We start from the raw sequence: 21,025 nt of genomic DNA, 5'->3' as shown, positions 1-21,025 counted from the left end.
GATCACCGGATCTTCATCGTGGCGAGGCCGGCAAGCACCAGCATGACGGAGATGATCCAGAAGCGGACGATCACCTTCGGCTCGGGCCAGCCCTTGAGTTCGAAGTGATGGTGGATCGGCGCCATGCGGAAGATGCGCCGTCCGGTCAGCTTGTAGGAAACGACCTGAAGAATGACCGACAGGGTTTCGATCACGAAAATGCCGGCCATCACGAAGAACACGATTTCTTGCCGCACCGCGACCGCCACCAGTCCGAGCGAGGCACCCACGGCCAGGGCACCGACATCGCCCATGAATACCTGCGCCGGATAGGTGTTGAACCACAGGAAGCCCAGCCCGGCACCAGCCAGCGCGGCGCAGAATATGGCGAGTTCGCCAACACCGGGGATGTAGGGCAAGGCCAGATAGTCGGCGAACACCGTATGGCCCGTGGCATAGGCGAAGATACCGAGCCCGGCGGCGACGAACACGGCCGGCATGATGGCCAGGCCGTCGAGCCCGTCGGTGAGATTGACGGCATTCGACGAACCGACGATCACGAAGTAGGTCAGCACCAGGAAGCCCAGGCCCAGCGGCAGGGCCACATCCTTGAAGAAGGGGACGAACAACTGGGTATTGGCCGGGACGTCAGCGCTCCAGAAGAGGAAAGCGGCAACCATGAGTGCTGCCAGGGACTGCAGGGTGTACTTCCAGCGCGCCGAGAGCCCCTCGCTGTTCTTGTACTTGAGCTTGCGCCAGTCATCGACGAAGCCGATCGCGCCGAAGCTCGCGGTCACGAACAGTACGGTCCAGACATAGCGATTGGCCAGGTCGGTCCACAGCAGGGTCGAGATGACGAGAGAAATCAGGATCAGGGTGCCGCCCATGGTCGGCGTGCCGGCCTTGCTCAGGTGCGATTCCGGACCCAGTTCGCGGATGGGCTGGCCGATCTGCCGCTCGGTCATGTGCCGAATGAACAGCGGACCGACGAAGAGTGAAACGATCATGGCAGTCAGTGCCGCCATCACGGTTCGAAACGTGATGAAACCAAACAGCGCAACATCGGCCATCAGCACGTCGTCGAACAGCCAGGTCAACATGGTGTTGCCTCCCCGAGCAGATGCTCGACCACGCGCTCCAGCCCCATCGATCGGGAGGCCTTGACCAGGCAGGTGACGCCGTCATGCAGATCGGCGGCCAGGACATCGGCCAGGGCCTCGCGGGTTTTGAAATGGCGCAGCGGCGGACCAAAGGCGTCGGCACTGGCGCGAGCCAGATCACCGATGCTGTACAGGCGCGTCACGCCCAGGTCGCGCGCAGCCTGGCCCATCTCGGCGTGCAGGCGCGTTGCGTCCGGACCGAGCTCGCCCATGTCGCCCAGCACCAGCCAGTGCTCGCCGCCCATTTCGGCCAGCACCTGCAGCCCGGCATAAAGCGAGGCCGGATTGGCGTTGTAGGTATCGTCGACCAGGCGCCAGCCATCCGGATGATGACGCACTTGCAGCCGACCCTTGACGCCGCGAACGGCCGACAGGGCCTCGGCAATCACGTCCGGCGGCACCGCCAGGGCAATGGCGGCCGCGCTCGCGGCCAGGGCGTTGTAAAGATTGTGTCGGCCGGGCAATTGCGGACTGAAGGTGAAATTACCTGTCGGCGTGACCACCCGCGCCCGGCCGTTGTCGGCTTCACCGCGCACCTGCGCTTCGGACTCCAGGCCGAAGGTGATGATCTGCCGGTCGCCGGCAAGCCGGCGCCAGAGTTCGGCGTGGGCGTCGTCGGCGTTGATGACCGCCACGCCGTCTTCGGGAAGCGCCGAGAACATTTCACCCTTGGTCCGGGCGACACCCTCGACACTGCCGAAGCCCTCGAGGTGGGCCGGCGCTGCGTTGGTCACTATGCCGATGCACGGCCGCGCCAGACCGGCCAGGTAGGCGATGTCACCAGGCCCGTTGGCACCCATTTCGATCACCGCGAAACGGTGCGTTTCGTTCAGCGCCGAAAGGGTCAGGGGCACGCCGATCTCATTGTTGTAGTTGCCGCGAGTGGCCAGCGTCTCTCCCTGCCGCGACAGGATGGCTGCCACCATTTCCTTGACCGTGGTCTTGCCGTTGCTGCCGGTAATGCCGACCACCACAGGATCGAGCCGCTCACGCCAGGCCCGGGCAATCCGGCCCATGGCCTCCAGCACATTCTCGACCACCACTTGCGGCAACTCGTCGTCGACGCGGCGGGTCACCAACGCCGCAGCGGCACCGCCGGCGCGCGCCTGCGCGAGGAACTCGTGGCCATCATGTCGACTGCCCGGCAGCGCGCAGAACAGGTTGTCCGTCTCGATCCGGCGTGCATCGTGAATCATGCCGTGCACGGTGACGTCCGCTCCGACGACTTCTCCGCCGGCAATGCTTGCCAGTTCGGAAAGGCTGAAGCGCATCATGCTGCCACCTCGAGTTTCTCGCGCACGCACTGACGGTCATCGAAGGGCAAACGACGATCGCCGATCACCTGCTCGGTTTCATGCCCCTTGCCGGCGACCAGCACGACGTCGCCATCACCGGCATGATCCAGGGCGTGGGCGATGGCGCGGGCGCGGTCACGGAAGACGATCGAGCGCTGCGGCTTTTCCATGCCGGCCTGGATGGCACGAATGATGGCCAGACCGTCTTCATGGCGCGGATTATCGTCGGTCAGCACGATATGGTCGGCCAGGCGCTCGGCCACGCGGCCCATGCGCGGGCGCTTTTCCCGATCACGATCGCCACCGCATCCGAACACGCACCACAAGGCCTCGTCGGTCAGTTCACGAGCGCTGATCAACGCATTCTCGAGGGCATCGGGGGTATGGGCGTAATCGACGATGGCCAGCGGACCGCCGGGCGAGCGCACCGGCTCCATCCGGCCGGGCACAGGCTCGAGCGCCGACAGTCGGCGGGCGATCTCGTCACCGTCTAGTCCGCGAGCCTGGAGTTCCGCGGCCACGATCAGCAGATTCCAGGCATTGACCCGACCGATCAGGCGCGAGCGCGCCTCGAAGCGGCACTCGCCCAGTTGGAAGGCGAGCGCCAACCCATCACGATCGGCCGCAATGACTCGGGCCGAGACATCGGACCCGGAACCGGATGTCAGGGAATAGCTGATCAGATGCTCTCTTCCGGCCAGTTCTCCAGCCAGTTCGGCACCGAATTCATCATCGAGGTTGACGATCTGCCGGCCACTGTCAAAATCCCGGAACAGTCGGGCCTTGGCCGCCGCGTAAGCTGCGCGATCGGCATGGTAATCCAGGTGATCGTGGCCCAGGTTGGTGAAGATCACGCTCGCGAAGCACAAACCCTCGAGCCGACCCTGGTCGAGCGCATGCGATGAGGCCTCCATCACCACCCGCTCGACGCCCTGCCCGGACAAGCTCGCCAGCAGGCGATAGACGCTGAATACGTCGGGCGTGGTGTGGCTGGCCGGCTCCAGCCGGGCCGGGCGACCCCAGCCAAGCGTGCCGATCATGGCGCCGTCGAGGGCCTGGGCCAACAGCCAGGCCACCGAACTCTTGCCATTGGTTCCGGTCACCGCAACCAGGTCGAGCCGATCGACGTCCTCACCCCACATCCGAGCCGCCAACGAGGCGAGCCGCGAGCCCAGTTCCGGCACACTCACGGCCGGAAGACCCAGATCTTCGGGCAGTTCGCGTTGGCCATCATGTATGACGACTGCGGCGCCGCGCTGGCGGGCCTCGTAGACGTAAGCCATGCCGTGCTGACTGGCGCCGGCAAGTGCGACGAAAGCATCGCCCGGTTGCAATCGACGCGAGTCGAGGGCCAGGCCGCACACGCGAATATCCGACTCTCCGATCGCGGCACCCTGACCGTCAAGCAATTCGTTCAGCGAAAGCCAGCGCTCAGTCATGGGCTTCTTCCTCCACCCGTGCCATCAGCAGTCCGGGATCGTCGGGCGGCACGTTGAACAGGCGCAGACCAGCTTCCATCACGCTGGCAAACAACGGGGCGGCGACCTGCCCGCCGTAGTAGCGTTCACCGCCCGGGTCGTTGATCACCGCGACCGCCACCAGGGCCGGATCGGAAACCGGCGCGAAACCGGCAAAGCTGGCGATGTATCGATCGCCGTAGCCGCCAGCCGCCGCCTTGCGCGAAGTGCCTGTCTTGCCGGCCACGCGGTAGCCTTCGACGCCCGCCGCCCGGCCGGAGCCTTCCGGACCGGTGACTGTTTCGAGCATGACGGCAAGCTGGCGCGCAAGTTCCGGGTCGAGAACCGAATGCGGCGGATTGTCACTGCCGGCGATGAAAGTCGGCTGGCGCAACCGACCCTCGTCGGCAATCGCCGCCATGGCCCGGGCCAGCTGCAGCGGGGTCACCGAGAGCCCGTAGCCATAAGCCAAGGTGGCCTGCTCGAGCTTGCGCCAGCGCTCGTAGTCGCGCAGCACGCCGGCCGACTCGCCCGGAAATCCTGTGCCGGAAACCGATCCGAAGCCAAAGCGCGAGTAGATACTCCATAAATGCCGGGCGTCCATCGACAGCACCAGGTCGACGACACCGACATTCGACGACTTGGTCAGGAGGCCCTCGACGGTCAGTTCACCAAAGTTGCGAACGTCGCGAATGGTGTGGCCCGAGACGGTCAGTGTGCCGGGCGAGGTATCCACGATCATGTCCGGGCTGGCGATACCGGCTTCCAGGGCCGCCGCCACGGCAAAGGGCTTCATTACCGAGCCCGGTTCGAGCACATCGGTCAGCGCGCGGTTGCGCAGGCCTTCCGAGGCCATGCGCGCGCTGCTGTTGGGGTTGTAGGACGGGTAGTTGACCATGGCGAGGATCTCGCCGGTGTCCACGTCGAGCACAACCACCGAGCCGGAGCGCGCACCGTACTCCATCACCGTGGCCTTGAGGTCGCGAAACGCCAGGTACTGCAGGCGTCGGTCGATGGTCAACTTCAGATCCCGACCCGGTTTCGCCTCGCGCACCAGTTCGACGTTCTGCACGACCCGGCCGAGTCGATCCTTGATGACGCGCTTGGTGCCGGGCTCGCCGCGCAGCCAGTCGTTATAGGCCAATTCCAGACCTTCCTGGCCGATATCGTCAATGTTGGTAAAGCCGAGCAGCTGGGCAGTGACTTCACCGGTCGGATAAAAGCGCCGGTACTCGCGCTGAAGAAACACACCGGGAATCTCGAGTTCACGAATGCGTTCGGCCAGGCCCGGATTGATCTGGCGGCGCAGCCAGACGAACTCGCGATCGGCACGCTGGGTCAGCCGGCGTTCCAGATCTTCGGCATCGGCCTCGAGCAGGCTGGCGAGCATGGAGATGCGATCGGCTGCCTGCAACAGCTCGCCCGGATGGGCCCAGACCGACTCGACCGGGGTGGAGACGGCGAGCGGCTCGCCGTTGCGGTCAAGAATGCTGCCGCGAACAGTGGGAATGGCCATTTCGCGCAGGTAGCGCGCCTCGCCCTGGCTTTGCAGAAACTCCGCCTCCATCACCTGCAGGTTGACCGCGCGGGCGACCAGGGTGACGGCAGCGAGCAGCATCAGCCCGGCCGTGACCCAGACCCGCATGGTGCCGCCGGATGTCGCTCGTTGACCTGTCATGGCGAAGTCACCAGGATGCGGGTGTCATCGGGAGCCTTCATGTCGAGTTGTTCGCGCGCCTGGCGCTCGACGCGGCCGGCATCGGCCAGCCAGGCCTGCTCGAGCTGGAGCCGGCTCCACTCGACCCGGGTGGCATCGCGTGCAGATTCGGATTCCTGCAGGGCGACGAACAGCTGCCGCGATTCGTGGCGCAGCACGACCACGCCAATGGCACTGGCCAGAACAGCCGCAGTCAGCAACAACAGCAGCAGCCAGCGGATCATGGCGCCTCCCCGGCCGCTTTCTCGGCCACGCGCATGCGCGCGCTGCGAGCGCGCGGGTTAGACCCGGTCTCGTCGTCGTCGGCCCGGATCAGGCCGTCGATCAGCCTGAGGCTCGGCACGAAGGTCTCGACGCTGGGGAGACGACGACTGGCCGGCGGCGGCCGCGAGGCGCGCACGAAGGCTCGCTTGACCCTGCGGTCTTCGAGCGAGTGAAAGCTGATGACGACAAAGCGGCCAGCCGGCGCGAGCAAGTTGATACCGTCGGCGAGTACGCGATCGAGCGCTCCGAGTTCGTCATTGATGTGGATCCGCAGCGCCTGGAAAGTGCGTGTGGCCGGATGAATCTTCGACGGGCCGCCGGGCACGGCGTCGCTGACAAGCGCAGCCAGTTCGGCGGTGCGCGTCACGGCTCGGCCTTCCGCGCGCCTGTGAACGATGGCCCGGGCGATCCGCCGGGCGAAGCGTTCCTCGCCGTATTCGCGAATGACGCGGGCGATTTCCTCCTCTTCGGCGCGCGCCAGCCAGTCGGCAACCGACTCCCCCGCCTCGGGATCCATGCGCATGTCCAGCGGGCCATCGTGCTGGAAACTGAAGCCTCGTTCAGGGTCGTCGAGCTGGGGTGAGGACACACCAATGTCGAGCAGGAAGCCGTCGACCCGACCGGTCAGACCAAGCTCATCGGCAATCGCACCGATATCGGCAAAATTCGCGCGCTGGATCGTCACCCGTTCGTCGCCGGCGAATCGCTCCTGCGCGTCGGCAATGGCCCGTGGATCACGATCGATTACCACCAGTCGTCCATCCTTGCCGAGCCGCGCCAGCATGGCAGTGCTGTGCCCGCCCCGGCCGTATGTGCCATCGACGTAAATGCCATCGGCACGAATCCTCAATGCATCCAGTGCCGGCCCTTGCAGCACCGGAACATGTGGCTGGTCCCCTGCCATCGACCTACAGGACCAACTGCGCCATTTCCGGCGAAGCCTGCTCCTGGATTTCCCGTTGTTCGGCTTCGCGACGCTGGTTGAGAACGTCCTCGTTCCAGATCTCGAAACGCTGGCCCATTCCCATGACCACCACGCGCTTCTCCAACCCGGCCACCTGTCTGAGCGTGAGCGGTAACAGAATGCGTGAGTTGCCGTCTAGTTCAAGCTGGGTCGCCGAGCCCACCAGCCGACGCTGCAGGCTGCGATGACTGGCATTGAAGGTCGAGAGGCTCATTACGTGCTCGCGCACACGCTCCCACTCGGGTTGCGGGTAGAGCCAAAGACAGCCGGAATCGAAGGCCGAATAGGTGAGCACGAGCCGGTTCTCACAGACATCCTGAAGATCCTCGCGGTACCGGGTCGGTACAGCCAGGCGTCCCTTGGCGTCCAGATTGATAGCGGTTTCACCAAAAAACACAGCTCGACACTCGCATCCACTCAGAATCCACTAATTCCCACAATTTCCCACTTCGCGCCACCATAGCCCCCGCACGACAGAGTGTCAAGCAGTTTCAGGGGCTTGCGGAGGGGGTCGGGCTGGTTGGCTGGTTGGCTGGTTGGCTGGTTGGCTGGTTGGCTGGTTCGCTGGTTCGCTGGTTCGCTGGTTCGCTGGTTGGGCGATGGTATCGGTTGCCGACCATCCTGCCGCGGCAAAGCCGCCCCGCACCGCAAGCAGTAGTCGAACTAACTAACCAGCCAACAAGCCAACCAGCCAACGTGGATTGAATGTGCCGCAACCGCGGTGGGGAAGCTCCCGACGCCTGTCGTCAGCCGACGATGCGATAACACGGCTGATACGGCTTGCCGCTGGGCAGTTTCATGCGGTGCTGGGCGACGAAGCGCTTGAGCAGTTCATCGAGAGCGGCGAGGATGTCACGATCGCCGCGGATCTCGAATGGGCCGTGTTCGCGGATGGCCCGCAGACCTTGGGGTTTGACGTTGCCAGTGACAATGCCGGAGAAAAGCCGGCGCAGGTTGGCCGCCATCTCGTGGGTCGGCAGGCCGGGCGAGATATCGAGTGCAGCCATGGACTCGTGGCTGACCTCGAACGGTTCCTGGAAGGCCGGTTCGGTCTTGAGCTGCCAGTTGAAGTAGAACGCGTCGTTGGTATCCACCCGCCATTGGCGGACGGCTTTCATGCCCTCGGCCATGTGGCGGGCGACCGCAACCGGGTTGTCGATGACGATGCGGTAGCGGTCCTGCGCCGACTTGCCGAGCGTGAGGCCGACGAATCGGTCGATTTCCTCGAAGTACTCGCGCGCCGATTCCGGGCCGGTGAATACAAGCGGAAAAGGCATATCCCGGTTGTTGGGGTTGAGCAACACACCGAGCAGGTAGAGGATTTCCTCGGCCGTGCCGACGCCGCCGGGAAAAACAATGATGCCGTGACCCAGTCGCACGAAAGCCTCGAGGCGCTTTTCGATATCGGGCATGATCACCAGGTCGTTCACGATCGGATTGGGCGACTCGGCGGCGATAATGCCCGGCTCGGAAATTCCGACGTAGCGCCCCGGCAGGGTGCGCTGTTTGGCATGCGCAATGGTTGCGCCTTTCATCGGTCCCTTCATCGCACCGGGACCACAGCCGGTACAGATGTCCATGCCACGCAGGCCCAGCTGGTAACCCACTTCCTTGGTGTAATCGTATTCCTCGCCGCTGATGGAGTGACCGCCCCAGCAGACAACCAGGCGCGGGTCGAGCTCGGTATCGAGCAGACGGGCATTGCGCAGCACCTCGAAAACGGTGTTGGTAATGCCGCCCGAACTTTCCAGGTCGAAGTACGGACTCGGGTGAATCTCGGTCTGGAAATAGACGATGTCGCGCACCACCGCCGATAGCAGTTCGCGAATGCCGCGAATCATTTCCCCGTCGACGAAGGCGCAGCCCGGCGCGTTTTCCAGGTCGATGCGCATGCCGCGATTGACCTGGTGGACTTCGATGCGAAAGTCCCTGTAGGTTTCGAACAGCTGTTCGGCATCATCGCCCTGCTCGCCCGAAGTCAGCACCGCCAGCGCTACTTGCCGCAGCAGCTCGCCAACTTCCTCGGTGGCGTCGGAAAGCCGCGCCACTTCGGCATGCGACAACACACTCAGGCTACGAGCCGGGTACACCCGGGTCGATACCTTGGTGCCGTCGCAGTGTTCTGACCTCGCGATATCTGCACTCATATCTTCGTATTCTGCACTATGACGCATCAGTAAACGGGCCATTATGGCCGACGCCAACGAAAACGGCCAGCGCGAGGCTGGCCGTTTTCCCTGAGGCCCCGGCAAGAGCCGGCGGCCTCGACCTGAAACTGCACGTAATCAGAAATCGTAGCGCAGGGTCAGGCGGATTTCGTACACCGACTTCTGGCGATCAGTGAACGCCGTGGGATCATTGTCGAAATCGTTGTAGCGATACAAGCAGTCGCTAGCGGCCTGACAGACCTGACGCGGCTGATCCCCGATCAGTGCCGAGGCGCCATCGACACCGTTGGCGGCCACGTCGGCAGCAGAGACCAGATCAGCCTGGACGATCGGTGCCTGGCCAAAGAACGGACCATTGGTGTAGCGACCCCAGTCGTCGTTGATCAGGTTCAGGAAATTCTCGATATCGAGCACGACCTTGAAGCGATTGTCGCCGACAAAACGGTCCAGGCCCGGAATGCCCGGAATTTCCTGCTGGAAGCGCAGATCCCAGACGCTGTTCCAGTCGTTGGATACCGAAGAATACGGCTCATGGATTTCACCCATCGGGATGTTGTTGTCGCGAACGTATTGTGCGAATCCGTCCACATCGAAGCCCGAACCGTAGACCACCCGCGGATCACCATTGAGGTCCGGAATGTAGAGCGGCATATTATCGAACGGCGACTCGCCCAGACCGGCACGGCCAAACAGCGCGTTGTTCGGGCTCACGTCAAAGGCGGTGCTGAAGACATCGCCCTTGAATACGCGCCCAAACATATCGAGGCGCGTGGCGTAGTCGCCGAAGAACGCCCGCTCATAGCCCAGATTAAGCTTGAAGCTGTGCTCGATCTGGTACGGCGAAGTACGCGGATCCGGATGACTCTTGTCGACGGCGAAGGTCCCACGCCAGTTCGAGATGCCGCGCGAGGAAGTACCCTCGGAAACGATCTCGGTGTCCTGGTAGGCGTAGCTGAAGTTGAAGTTGACGCCACTGTCGTAATACTTGGACAGGGCGACCGAAATGACACTGCTGCTGGCACCGCTGATGTTGGTCAGCTCGGTCAGGTTCGGAATACCCAGAGCATTCAGGTCGGCAAAAATCGGCCGACCGTCCGGCGCTGTACCCAACGGCAGTGCGTCCGGATTCTCATGCGCGAGATTGTTCCAGATGAAGCCGTCACGTGCTTCGGTGTAGAGCCACTGCGCGGTGAAACGATAGTCCTCACCCAGATCGAGACCGCCGAGCTTGAAATCGAATGCCTGCTCGAAGCGCAGTGAGGCTTTCCAGTCCGACGGCGTGTCGAAGTCCTTGGAAATATAGTCGATCGGCACAGCCGTCCCCTGGGAAACCTGGTCGATCAACTGCTGCGGCACCTGGGTGATATCCACGTTCTGGACATTCGGTGCAAAGGCACCAAACGTCGCGTTCTGGAAGGCGTTGGATGTCCAGACCTTGGGATCACCGCCGGCATACAGGCCGAAACCACCGCTGAGGCTGGCGCGATCCCAGGGCCGCCAGAAGAAGCCGAGGCGCGGCATGATCAGGTCGTTGCCGTCAATATTGTTGCTCGTATCGACGCCGTACTCGTCGAATACGGGCTGGCTGAATTGCGGCGCATCGCCCTGGTCGAATCTTTCATAGCGCAGGCCGTAGCTCAGCTCGAAGTCGGGAGTAACCGACCAGGTATCCTGGACAAAGAAGGCCCAGTGGTCGTAACCCCAGGCAGCGGCGCCATCGCGAGCATTGTTGGACGGCACGTTGACATAGAAGATATTGGCCGTGCGATTGACCAGGTCGTCGTAGCTGCCGAACTGGAAGTCACCGTTGGAAAACGGCACGAACAGATTGAACAGGTCGTACTGCTGGTACTCGCCGCCAAAGGTGATCAGGTGATCGCCCATGAAGTACTCGCCCGAGGCGAAGACCTGCAGGCGTTCATCGTCGAATTCATTGGCGTGGCGGAAGTTGTCGCAGCCGGCAATGAAGTCGCCGGTTTCGGTCACCAGGCCCTCGAAGGGGCTGCCGGCAATGTCGTCCAGGTCAAAGAAATCGAGCGAAATCTGGCCGAACTGGGTACCGGCCCGGCAGTTCTGACCGCGCATCTTCTCGGTATAGTTGATACGCAGGTTGGTCGAAAAGTTGGAGTTCCAGTCCGAAAAGACTTCAGCCGTGTAGGCCTCGATCGACAGCGGAATGTCATACCAGGCCGACTCGAACGTGTCGGCGCCAACGCTGGTGTCATTCTCTTCCGACTTCTGGTAGGTCAACGACAAACGATGATCGTTGTTGATGTTCCAGTCGACCTTGGCCAGGGTACGCTCGGAGGTTTCAGGCACGTTGGCAACCTGAGGACGGCCGCCCGGATCAAAACCGAAGGTGTCGCGAATGACGCCACGGGCCACTTCGAAGAACTGAGGATCGACACCGTTGAAGAAATCCGAGTTCGAGAAGTCCACCGGAGAGGCATTTTCGTACTCGTCATAGGAAACGAAGAAGAACAGCTTGTCCTTGAGGATCGGGCCACCCAGCGTGATGCCGTATTCTTTTTCCTCGAACTCACCCGGATCGAACTCGCCACCGTCGTAATCGGTCCCGACCATGCTGTCGTCCTGGTAGGCATAGTAGATCGAGCCGTCGAACTCGTTGGTGCCCGACTTGGTGACCACGTTGACCAGGCCGCCGGTGAAGCCGCTGGAGGTCACCGAATAGTCCGAGGCGACAATGGTGGCCGACTCGACCGCATCGAGGTTGATCGGCGAGCGGGTCGTGGCATAGGTGCCTTCGGATAGTCCGAAATCGTCCTGCTGCAGTGAGCCATCAATGGCAAAGGCGTTGAAGCGTGGGTTTACGCCGGAAACCGACATCTCACCGACCGCTTCAGTCTGCACCAGTGGGTCGCGCGCCAGCGTGGCGATCACATCGCGATTGGCCGACGGCTGATTCTGAATGTCGCTGGCACTGAATGCCGAGCCAACCCCGTTGTTCAACTGGGTAGCCGAGGGAACCTTCCGGCCGATGACCTGGATAACATCCATCTCGCGTTCGAGCTCGCCCAGGGTGAATACCAGGGGGTCCTGCGAACCGGGCTCAAGAAAGATGTTTTCCTCCTGCGCCACCTCGAAACCATCTGCCCGGACAGTCAGCTGGTAAGGACCGCCAACGCGAAGACCACTGCGGAAGAACCCGCCGCTGTCGCCGGTAACTGCTTCGGATGCGGTGCCGGATGGCACGTGAAGGATCACTACGGTTGCACCGGAAACGGGATCACCGCCTTGGTTGAGTACACGACCGCGAAGATCAGCGGATGTGCTCTGCGCTAAAACATCGGCTGCCGGCAAGCTGGCGAGCGCCAGCACACCACACACCACAAAGGCCGACCAGACGCGCGTCAGTCGCGAAAAGTCTACAAGTTTCATATGAGTACTCCGTTGAGTGACATTTGAAAGATCCGGACTGCTTCCAGGGCACGGCCCGCAGCTCGTTTCCCTCGACGAGTGCGTGGCATTCTAGAAACCCTCAGTGACAGCGAGATTACAGCATTTTAACTTTCCGGCTACGGCGGCACAACTCCGAATCACCTCAAATTTCGTTCCCGGCTTCCGAAGCTTGCCACCCAACGGCACTTCCACTAAAATGGCCGGCTTCGTCGGGGTGTAGCTCAGCCTGGTAGAGCACTGTCTTCGGGAGGCAGGAGTCGCTGGTTCGAATCCAGTCACCCCGACCACCGCCTTCCCTTCCCCTGCTCGCCGCTCCCGTTCCGACCAAGTACAATCTAAGGCCGGTCTTGCCACGAGGGAGCGTTCGATGACCTTGCTGATTCTCGGCCTGTTGCTGTTTCTGGGCACGCACTCGCTCGGCATCGTCGCCTGGCAGGGGCGCGATGCCATGGTGGCGAAGTTGGGCGAGCTGCCGTTCAAGGCGATATACAGCCTGATCTCCGTGATTGGCCTCGTGCTGATCGTCATCGGCTACGGTCAGGCGCGAATGGACCCGGTGATTCTCTACCAGCCGCCGGATTTCCTGCGCCATCTGACCATGCTGCTGGTGCTGATCGCCTTTCCGGCCCTGCTGGCCGCCTACTTTCCCGGCCGCATCCAGCAAACCCTCAAGCACCCCATGCTGGTGGCGGTCAAGGCCTGGGCCCTGGGGCATTTGCTGGTCAACGGCAGCCTGGCGGACGTACTGCTGTTTGGCGGCTTCCTGGTGTGGGCCGTGGCCGACCGCATCTCGCTCAAGCGCCGGCCGCAACGCGCTATTCCGCAACTGCCCGGCTCGAAGGCCAACGACGCGATCGTGATCGTCGGCGGTCTCGCGCTATATGCGGCTTTCGCCTTCTGGCTGCACCCGGTGCTGTTCGGCGTACCCGTCATGCGCTGAGCCGTAGCAGGCTCAGCGTACCAGACGTAAACCACCGTAAAGCCAGCGCCCCGGCAGCGGCGCAAAGCCGGCCTCGACCAGGCGCCGGTCGAGCAGGTTATTGCCTTCGACAAACAGCTCGACGCCCGAAACCCGCCAGCCCAGGCGCAGGTCGACGAGAGTGCCCGACTGGCCGGTGCTGCGGTCGCTGTAACGGGCCCGGGTCGTCAGGCGCAGCGCATCACCCAGTCGCCACACGGCAGCGCCGACCAGACCGAGCTCGGGATAGTCGAGGGCGTACTTGATCTCCAGGCCGCGCCGATCGAGTTCAGTATCGAGCGCGGTCGCTGCCAGATCGACGCGTTCGAGCCAGCGCCGGCCCGCCCGCCAGCGCCATTCGATCTCGGCGCCGCGGCTGCGGTGACCGTCGAACTGCCCCGCCTGCCAGGCCACTTCGCCCGGCGCGCGCGCCCAGTCGATCAGCCGGTCCGTGCGACGCTCGAACGCAGCCAGGTTGATCCGGTGGCTACCGGCAGCAAAGCGCAGGCCGGCCTCGGCGTAATCAGAGCGTTCCGGTTCGAGCTGGGTACTGCCGCGATTGCCGGAAGTCTGCAGAAACAGCTCGGTCCAGGACGGCGCACGCGTTGAACGTGCCCAGGAGGCGAAGGCAGTCCAGCGATCATCCAGGCGATGACGTAGCGCAAGGGTCGGCAAACCCTGGCTGCCGTACTCGCTGTAATCGACATAGGCCAGGCCGGCTTCGACCGCCGTGCGCTCATTGAGCGGCTGACGATGCACGATCCAGGCCTGGGTCTCGTCGCGATCGTGGCGATCGAGGGCGTTGGAGTCGATGCGCTGGCGTGCATGCGAAACGCCGACCGCCGTCACGCCCCCACCCCAGCGGCGCTGGCCCGACAGGCGCAGGCCGTTGATGCGGGTGGCGTGGCGGTTGATGTAGGCCGTACCGAATACAAGTGTGCGGAACCAGTCATCGTGTTCGCGCCACCAGAGCTGCGGCGTGACCGACCACTCGCCGGCCCGGGTATCGGCGGCCAGCCAGGCGGTGCGCGTTTTGGTGCGCTCGCGCTGATCGGGAAAGTCGGCGGTGTAGAACATCCAGGCCCCGAAGTCGCGGTTCTCCGCACCCAGACCCCAGCGCAAGCCCGTCCGCCCCAATTCCGTCCCGCCGGTGTAGAGCCCGCGCACCAGGTCGGCATCGGCCCGGCGCTCGGGCAGATGTCCGTCGCTACGGAGATGATCGAAGCTCAGCCGATGATGACTCGCCCCCGGCGCCACGGCGCCGGAAAAACCGGCCGATCGCGTGTCGTGACTGCCAACTCGTGCTTGCGCGGCCAGGGTGGCCGCATCGTCACGCCGGGTAACGATATTGACCACCCCGCCGGTGGCATTGCCGCCGTAGGCCATGGCACCGGGACCCTTGACCACCTCGATACGCTCGATGTGCTCGACCGGCACCGGCAGGTTCAGGTTGTGGTGGCCGGTCTGCGGGTCGCCCATGGGCATGCCGTCGAGCAGGATCACGGTCTGCTCAAAGCCGGTGCCACGGATGCCCAGATCCGCCTGCACGCCCGGCTCGCCCCGGCGACGGACATCGACGCCAGCCACTGCGGCGAGCAGGTCGGACAGGCTCGCTCCCGGCCAGTTCTCGATCTGCTCGCGGCCGATGACGGTCACCGACTGGAAGCTGTCGTCGAGGCTGCGGCCCGCGGGACTGGCGCTGACCAGTACGCGATCAAGCGCTGACGTTTCATCCGGCTGGGCCAGTGCGGCCGGAAGCCCGGCCCAGGTCGATACAACAAGGGCCAGGGTGAATCGGCAAGGGACTGTCACGCTTCTCGTCTCCTTCAGTTGGTGATCGAAAAGCGCGACAGTCTACCTTAAGTTGCTGCGAAAAGTTTACAGATATCCGGTACGGCCTGTTCTTAGAATCGGCCGCGTAACCCAAGGCCGATGTTCCGGCCGGGAAGCGGCGCGAAGTTCTTCAGGAAGGAAGTATGTACGCGGGCCTCCTCGTCGAGCAGGTTGTTCAGCCGACCAAAAACTTCCAGCTCCGCGCCGCCGAGCCTGAAAAAGTAGCTGAGATTGAAATCGAGCATGTCGTAACCACCGGTCGGATCTTCCTCCGGCGCCAGGTGCCTGGCACTGCGCACGTGCTGATATTCCAGGCTCCCGCGCAGATCGCCACGATGCCAGTCAACACCTGCGATATAGCGGGCCGGGGAAATGCGTGGCAGGTTCTCGCCGGAATCGAGCTCTGCACGCACCCAGTCGTAACCGGCGCGCAAGTCGAAGTGACCGGCAGGCGTTTGTGGCAGGTGCCACACGCCCAGCAACTCGCCCCCATAGAAAGTCGCGTCTTCCTGGCGGGTCTGGCGAAGCGGCAAGCCGTCAAGCTCCTCTCCCGTTTCGTCAAGATAGATGAAATCACCGAGGGCGTTGTAGAACAGGCTGGCCTCCAGGTCGAAGTCTTCACCGTGGTGGTGGACGATTAAATCCAGACCGTTGGTGATTTCCTCGTCGAGGTCAGTCGAACCGCGCTCGAAGGTGAACGTAGCCGCATGCGGGCCATTGGCATAGAGATCGCCCTGCGACGGGGCACGCTCGGCATAGGAATAGTTCAGCGAGGTCTGCCAGCGCTGGTCAATGCGCCAAAGTATCCCGGCACTGGCGGACACGGTTGTGAAACTGCGACGCAGGGGGCCGTCGCTACCGTTTTCGTCCTCGTGCTCGTCGCCGTGATCATCCTCGTGTTCGTGATCGGCATGTCCCAGCAGTTCGTCAACCTCGATCTCGTTGCGCTCCAGGCGCCCGCCCAGCGTCCAGGTTAGTGGACCCGTTTCCTTCTCTTCCAGTGCGAACACGGCCCAGGAGCGCGTGTCTCCGTCGGGTATGTAGGCCTCCTCACCGACCGCCGAAAGCGTTTGGTCATCGAACTGCAAACCCAAGGCACCACGCCATCCGGCCACCGGCCGATGCGCCATTTCGAGGCGGGCATTCCGGGCCTCGACGTCGAAGATCGTGTGAGCGCCTTCAGCGCCATGCTCGTCGCCTTCATCGTGCTCGTCACCGTCTTCTTCAGCGTGCCCGCCAGCCACATCGCGTTCGGCATGCATATAGTCGCTGTAGCTGATGCGCAGCGTGGCGCGGGTGAAGCCCGGAAGCGGATCGTCCAGTGCACCCTTGGCATCCCAGCGCGTCTGCTCAAGGTCGATGAACACGTCCTCTTCTTCCTCGTGCCCGTTCTCGTCCTCGGCCAGCAAGTCATACCGAACGGCGTTCAGACCATGATCGTTGTGGTCATCCTCACCTTCATCGTCATGGGCGTGGGGTGCAGGAATGCCGTATTCGGTCTCATACTGCTTGAGCGAGATTCCGAAGAAGCCACGCGATCCGATCCAGCTCAGACCAGCCGAGCCTGACTTCGACTGCACAAAACTGTTGGGCAAAACTCCGAAGACTTCGTCCTCATCGACACCTTCGTCTTCATGACCTTCCTCTTCACCAAAGTTGCTGGCCTCCGCATGGCCTGGAATCTCGTAGTCCTCAGCGTCACGCCAGGTACCCGAGATATTCCACGCCCAGCGGCCGCTACCGCCGTCGAGCCGCAACACGCCGGTACGCTCGTCGGCCACGCTGTTGCCGCGCAACTCGAAGCGCCCTTCAAGCGCCCGCTCGGCCGCCTGTTCCGGAATGCGGTTGTCGATCACGTTGACCACGCCGCCAACGGCGCCGGACCCGAACAACAGCGTGGCCGGACCGCGCAGGATCTCGATTCGGTCGATCAACATCGGCTCGACGCTGACGGCATGATCATCGGACTGGGCCGACACGTCGACCGACGGCAGGGAGTCCTCCAGCACGCGTACCCGACCACCGCCCAGGCCACGAATGACCGGTCGGCCGGCGCCGGGGCCATAAGCGGTCGAATGCACGCCAGGCTCCTTCATCAGGGTCTCGCCGAGCGTCACGCCGCGACGTTCGTCGAGGCGCTCGCCGGTAAGCACGTCAACCGGCTGGGCCGATTCCAGCTTGCTGCGCCTGATTGGTATTGCGCTGACCACGATCCTTTCCAGTTCACCGCGCTCGGTGTGCTCTTCAGACGGGTCGGCCTCTTCCGGCAGTTCCTGGGCGGAGACGGCCAGCGACAGGCTCACGGCCGCAAGCGTTACGATTCGTATCATCCAGTCCATCCTCTTTCGAGTATCCCGCGGTAAGTGTAATGTTATATCTTTTCATTATCCCGGAGAGCAGGAATGCAGGTCAAGCCTTTCCCGCTTGCCCGCCGTGGCCGCTAGAATGCCCGCAGGCTCGCCCCACACGGAACCGCCCGTGAATCGACTCGAACTCCGCCGCCCCGACGACTGGCACCTGCATCTCAGGGATGGCGACATGCTGCCGGCGGTGGTCCCGGCCAGTGCCCGCTGTTTTGGCCGCGCCATCGTCATGCCCAACCTGAAGCCGCCGGTACGCACGGTGGCCGATGCACGCGCCTACCGCGAGCGGATTCTGGCCGCTCGACCGGAAGGCAGCGACTTCGAGCCACTGATGACGCTCTACCTGACCGAAACGACCACAACCGACGACATTCGCGCGGCGGCCGAATGCGACTTCGTCCACGCGGTCAAGTACTACCCGGCTGGCGCCACCACCAACTCGGATTCGGGCGTGCGGAATCTCGAGTGCGTCCACCCGGTGATCGAAGCCATGGAAAAGTACGGCTTGCCGCTTCTGATGCACGGCGAGGTCACCGATGGCGAAATCGATGTATTCGATCGCGAGGCGGTGTTCATTGAACGCCACCTGGAGAAACTGCGCACGCGCTTTCCCGGCCTGAAGCTGGTGCTCGAGCACGCCACCACCGCCGACGCCATCGACTACGTGCGCTCGGCACCCGAGCCGATCGCGGCCACCATCACCGTCCATCACCTGATGTACAACCGCAATGCCCTGTTCGACGGCGGCCTGCGGCCCCATCACTACTGCCTGCCGCTGATCAAGCGCGAGCACCATCGCCAGGCCCTGGTCGAAGCCGCCACCAGCGGCAATCCGCGCTTCTTCCTCGGCACCGACAGTGCGCCGCACCCGAAGCACGCCAAGGAATCCGACTGCGGCTGCGCCGGTATCTACTCGGCACCGGCCGCGATCGAGCTCTACGCCGCGGTGTTCGAGGCCGCCGGGGCGCTCGAAAGACTGGAGGAATTCGCCAGCCTGCACGGGCCGGACTTCTACGGCCTGCCGCGCAATGAAGATCGCATCGTCCTGGAGCGCTCGCCCTGGGCCGTGCCGACTGGCATTCCGGCCGGCAATCACCAGATCGTGCCGCTGGCTGCCGGCGAGCAACTGGCCTGGCGCGTGAAATCGGGTTCCTGATCGACTCGATCAGTCCATGGCCGCCCACAGCGCAGCCAACGAGGTCGCCAGGGCCAGCGCCGACATCACCAGCGCGGCCAACCCGAACGTGCGGGCACTGCGCCCGGCGCGCCGCGCTTCGTTGACACCGCCGTTGAAGCGGTCGCAGCGGCACAGCCGATAGCCGCGTCGCGGCACGGTCTCGATGACCGGCTCGGCGATGCCGAGGCGGACGAAATGGCGCCGCAGACGGGAAATGATGACGGTCAGCGCATCCTCGCAGATCTCGCCGTCGCCCCAAACGGCATCTATGAAATCGTTGCGCGAAATGACCTGGTCAGGCGCCGATTGCAGCAACACCGCCAGCACCCCGGATTCGCGCGGCGCCAAGTGGCAGTTCCGCCCGCCGCGGACGAGCATTCTCGCGTCCGGATCGAACGATACACACAAGCGCTCGAGCAGTGGATGCTCGATCGCCCCCGATGACAGAACCGTATTCACAGATGCGCCTCCCGCTGCGCGTGCAAGCGCGCACCCTTTCTGTACTCCGATTTCGGCCAAATCGCAAGCATTTCGACAGGCAATTCCGGGCCAAACCACGCAGATTCGGTCGGCGGATGCATTTTGCGCCGTCGATCCCATCATGCCCCCGGTTACGGACCGGAAAGGAAATGTCATGAAAACGCTTCGAATCATCATCTTCAGCTGCCTGCTGCTGGCCTGTATCGCTTCGGCCTGGGCCCAGGACCACAGCCGCTCGACCGAACCCGGCGCCGTGCTGGCCCTGACCAACGTGCACGTCAAGCCGGGCATGTTCAATGCCTATCTCAACGATCTCAAAGCCAACTGGCGGCGCAGTCTGGAAGCCGAAATGAAAGATGGCCACGTCCTCGGCTACGGCATGTACTCCGTGGTCGCGCCGCGCGAGGGCGAGCCCAACCTGATCCTGCGCGTGAGCTACGCAAACTGGGCGGCCTTCGACAAGGGACCGGACTACTACGAAGAACTGATGAAGAACACTTTCGGCAGTATGGACGAGGCCCGCGAGGCCGGCGTCGAGCGCGGCGAGCTGCGCACGCTGGGCAGCGAAATGCTGCTACAGGAAGTCAAGTTCATCGATTGATGATCTGCCGGGCCTTGCCGCGGGCCACGCTGCCCGCGGCATGCGCGCCCGGCTGCTTATCCACCAGGGTTTCGGCGAGGTCTTCTGGAGAATCGGCCACGCTGTCGAGGCATAATACCGGCCAAATCGTCAGCCGGAGAAACTCGAGCCGTGATCCGCCTGGGCACCAGCAAAAAGGAACTTGAACGGGCCGCCGAACTGCTGGCCCGCGGCGAGCTGGTCGCCGTACCGACCGAGACGGTCTACGGCCTGGCCGGCGACGCCGCCAATGCCGAGGCCGTTCGCCGCATCTTCGCCGCCAAGGGCAGGCCCGCCGACCATCCGCTCATCGTCCACTTGCCCGGCAGCGAGACGATGAATGACTGGGCTCGGGAAGTGCCCGAATCAGCCCGGCGTCTGGCCCGCGCCTTCTGGCCCGGCCCGCTGACCCTGATCCTGCCCAAGGCAGACCATGTCGCCGACGTCGTAACCGGCGGCCAGCAAACCGTCGGCTTGCGGGTGCCCGAGCACCCAGTCACCCTCAAACTGCTGAAGATCTTCGGCCGGGCCGTCGCCGCGCCCTCGGCCAACCGCTTTGGCCGCATCAGCCCGACCACCGCCGACCACGTAATCAGTGAGTTCAAAGGCCGCGACACCGTCGCCGCCGTCATCGATGGCGGTCCCTGCGATATCGGCGTCGAGTCGACCATCGTCGACTGCAGCGGCGCACGCCCGAGGGTGCTGCGCCCGGGCATGATCGATCTTGACCAGCTCAGCCGGGTACTCGGCGCAGCTCCGATACTGGCTGACGAGCGGGAAGGTCCGAGGGCCCCCGGCCGGCTGCCCTCGCACTATGCGCCAGAAACCAAACTCGAACTGGTCGACGCCGAAACTCTCTCGACGCCGGATGCCCATGCCGCCGTGCTGGCTCTTGACGACACCCCGAACCCGGGTGGCTTCATGGCCTGGCAGTCGCTGCCCAAAGATCCCACCGCTTACGCCCGCGGCCTTTATGCCGTGCTGCGTCGCCTCGACGACTTGGGTGCCGAACGCATCCTGGTGCAGCGGCCGCCCGAACAATCGGCCTGGTCCGCCATCCGCGACCGCATCACCAGGGCCACGAACTGAGCGGCGCCAAAGCCGGAACCAAGCAGTACAAGTGACCGCTTGTGCTGCCGGGCCGATGACCTGATACTGTCTTGTGCGAAGC

The 21,025-nt window shown here is 63.6% G+C and carries 16 protein-coding genes and 1 tRNA gene; 5 read left to right on the top strand and 12 right to left on the bottom strand.

Annotation, left to right across the window (positions count from 1 at the left end; all coding sequences use genetic code 11):
- Positions 1-2: 2 nt before the first annotated feature.
- The 9 genes from mraY to G4Y73_RS11310 form a co-directional block, all read right to left on the bottom strand.
- Entirely contained in the window at positions 3-1,079 is a 1,077-nt protein-coding gene (gene mraY, locus G4Y73_RS11350; protein WP_164231749.1) for a phospho-N-acetylmuramoyl-pentapeptide-transferase, read from the bottom strand.
- A complete protein-coding gene (gene murF, locus G4Y73_RS11345; RefSeq protein ID WP_164231748.1) occupies positions 1,073-2,413 on the bottom strand; it encodes a UDP-N-acetylmuramoyl-tripeptide--D-alanyl-D-alanine ligase in 1,341 nt (446 codons plus the stop codon). The genes mraY and murF overlap by 7 nt, the downstream gene beginning before the upstream one ends.
- On the bottom strand, positions 2,410-3,873 hold the full coding sequence (locus tag G4Y73_RS11340; protein WP_164231747.1) for a UDP-N-acetylmuramoyl-L-alanyl-D-glutamate--2,6-diaminopimelate ligase: 1,464 nt from the start codon (positions 3,871-3,873) through the stop codon (positions 2,410-2,412). The genes murF and G4Y73_RS11340 overlap by 4 nt, the downstream gene beginning before the upstream one ends.
- Positions 3,866-5,569 carry a penicillin-binding transpeptidase domain-containing protein gene (locus tag G4Y73_RS11335; RefSeq protein WP_205596609.1) on the bottom strand — a complete coding sequence of 568 codons (1,704 nt, stop codon included), beginning with the start codon at positions 5,567-5,569 and terminating at the stop codon, positions 3,866-3,868. The genes G4Y73_RS11340 and G4Y73_RS11335 overlap by 8 nt, the downstream gene beginning before the upstream one ends.
- Positions 5,566-5,832, bottom strand: coding sequence for a cell division protein FtsL (gene ftsL / locus G4Y73_RS11330; RefSeq protein WP_205596608.1), 267 nt, complete (start codon positions 5,830-5,832; stop codon positions 5,566-5,568). Before ftsL ends, G4Y73_RS11335 begins: the two co-directional genes overlap by 4 nt.
- Positions 5,829-6,776 carry a 16S rRNA (cytosine(1402)-N(4))-methyltransferase RsmH gene (gene rsmH, locus G4Y73_RS11325; RefSeq protein WP_164231746.1) on the bottom strand — a complete coding sequence of 316 codons (948 nt, stop codon included), beginning with the start codon at positions 6,774-6,776 and terminating at the stop codon, positions 5,829-5,831. Before rsmH ends, ftsL begins: the two co-directional genes overlap by 4 nt.
- Before the next feature lie 4 nt (positions 6,777-6,780).
- Entirely contained in the window at positions 6,781-7,233 is a 453-nt protein-coding gene (gene mraZ, locus G4Y73_RS11320) for a division/cell wall cluster transcriptional repressor MraZ (RefSeq protein WP_164231745.1), read from the bottom strand.
- Positions 7,234-7,582: 349 nt separating this feature from the next.
- Positions 7,583-8,983 (bottom strand): nucleotide 5'-monophosphate nucleosidase PpnN, encoded by a 1,401-nt coding sequence (ppnN, locus tag G4Y73_RS11315; RefSeq protein ID WP_164231744.1) that lies wholly within the window; start codon positions 8,981-8,983, stop codon positions 7,583-7,585.
- 138 nt (positions 8,984-9,121) lie between these two features.
- Positions 9,122-12,403: a TonB-dependent receptor gene (locus G4Y73_RS11310; protein WP_164231743.1), complete on the bottom strand. Its 3,282-nt coding sequence runs from the start codon at positions 12,401-12,403 to the stop codon at positions 9,122-9,124.
- Positions 12,404-12,634: 231 nt separating this feature from the next.
- On the opposite strand from G4Y73_RS11310, the gene G4Y73_RS11305 reads away from it, so the two are divergent.
- Positions 12,635-12,711, top strand: a tRNA-Pro gene (locus G4Y73_RS11305).
- Positions 12,712-12,791: 80 nt separating this feature from the next.
- Complete coding sequence (locus tag G4Y73_RS11300) at positions 12,792-13,364, top strand: NnrU family protein (protein WP_164231742.1); 573 nt, start codon at positions 12,792-12,794, stop codon at positions 13,362-13,364.
- A gap of 12 nt (positions 13,365-13,376) precedes the next feature.
- Here the strand turns inward: G4Y73_RS11300 and G4Y73_RS11295 are convergent, their stop codons facing one another.
- Together G4Y73_RS11295 and G4Y73_RS11290 are read right to left on the bottom strand one after the other, a co-directional pair.
- On the bottom strand, positions 13,377-15,194 hold the full coding sequence (locus tag G4Y73_RS11295) for a TonB-dependent receptor (RefSeq protein WP_164231741.1): 1,818 nt from the start codon (positions 15,192-15,194) through the stop codon (positions 13,377-13,379).
- A 92-nt stretch (positions 15,195-15,286) separates the two neighbouring features.
- The gene (locus tag G4Y73_RS11290) at positions 15,287-17,545 is read right to left on the bottom strand and encodes a TonB-dependent receptor (RefSeq protein ID WP_164231740.1); all 2,259 of its coding nucleotides are present in this window, start codon (positions 17,543-17,545) and stop codon (positions 15,287-15,289) included.
- Positions 17,546-17,693: 148 nt separating this feature from the next.
- On the opposite strand from G4Y73_RS11290, the gene pyrC reads away from it, so the two are divergent.
- A complete protein-coding gene (gene pyrC, locus G4Y73_RS11285; RefSeq protein ID WP_164231739.1) occupies positions 17,694-18,734 on the top strand; it encodes a dihydroorotase in 1,041 nt (346 codons plus the stop codon).
- A gap of 9 nt (positions 18,735-18,743) precedes the next feature.
- On the opposite strand, the gene G4Y73_RS11280 is transcribed toward pyrC, so the two are convergent.
- Positions 18,744-19,214 carry a winged helix-turn-helix domain-containing protein gene (locus tag G4Y73_RS11280; protein ID WP_164231738.1) on the bottom strand — a complete coding sequence of 157 codons (471 nt, stop codon included), beginning with the start codon at positions 19,212-19,214 and terminating at the stop codon, positions 18,744-18,746.
- Between the two features lie 175 nt (positions 19,215-19,389).
- On the opposite strand from G4Y73_RS11280, the gene G4Y73_RS11275 reads away from it, so the two are divergent.
- Positions 19,390-19,836, top strand: a complete 447-nt coding sequence (locus G4Y73_RS11275) for a hypothetical protein (protein ID WP_164231737.1) — start codon at positions 19,390-19,392, stop codon at positions 19,834-19,836.
- A gap of 150 nt (positions 19,837-19,986) precedes the next feature.
- Positions 19,987-20,943: an L-threonylcarbamoyladenylate synthase gene (locus G4Y73_RS11270; RefSeq protein WP_205596606.1), complete on the top strand. Its 957-nt coding sequence runs from the start codon at positions 19,987-19,989 to the stop codon at positions 20,941-20,943.
- The last annotated feature ends 82 nt before the right edge of the window (positions 20,944-21,025 follow it).

Source organism: Wenzhouxiangella sp. XN201 (genome assembly GCF_011008905.1).
Classification (GTDB): Bacteria; Pseudomonadota; Gammaproteobacteria; order Xanthomonadales; family Wenzhouxiangellaceae; genus Wenzhouxiangella.
This window is presented reverse-complemented; position numbering and strand designations above follow the sequence as displayed.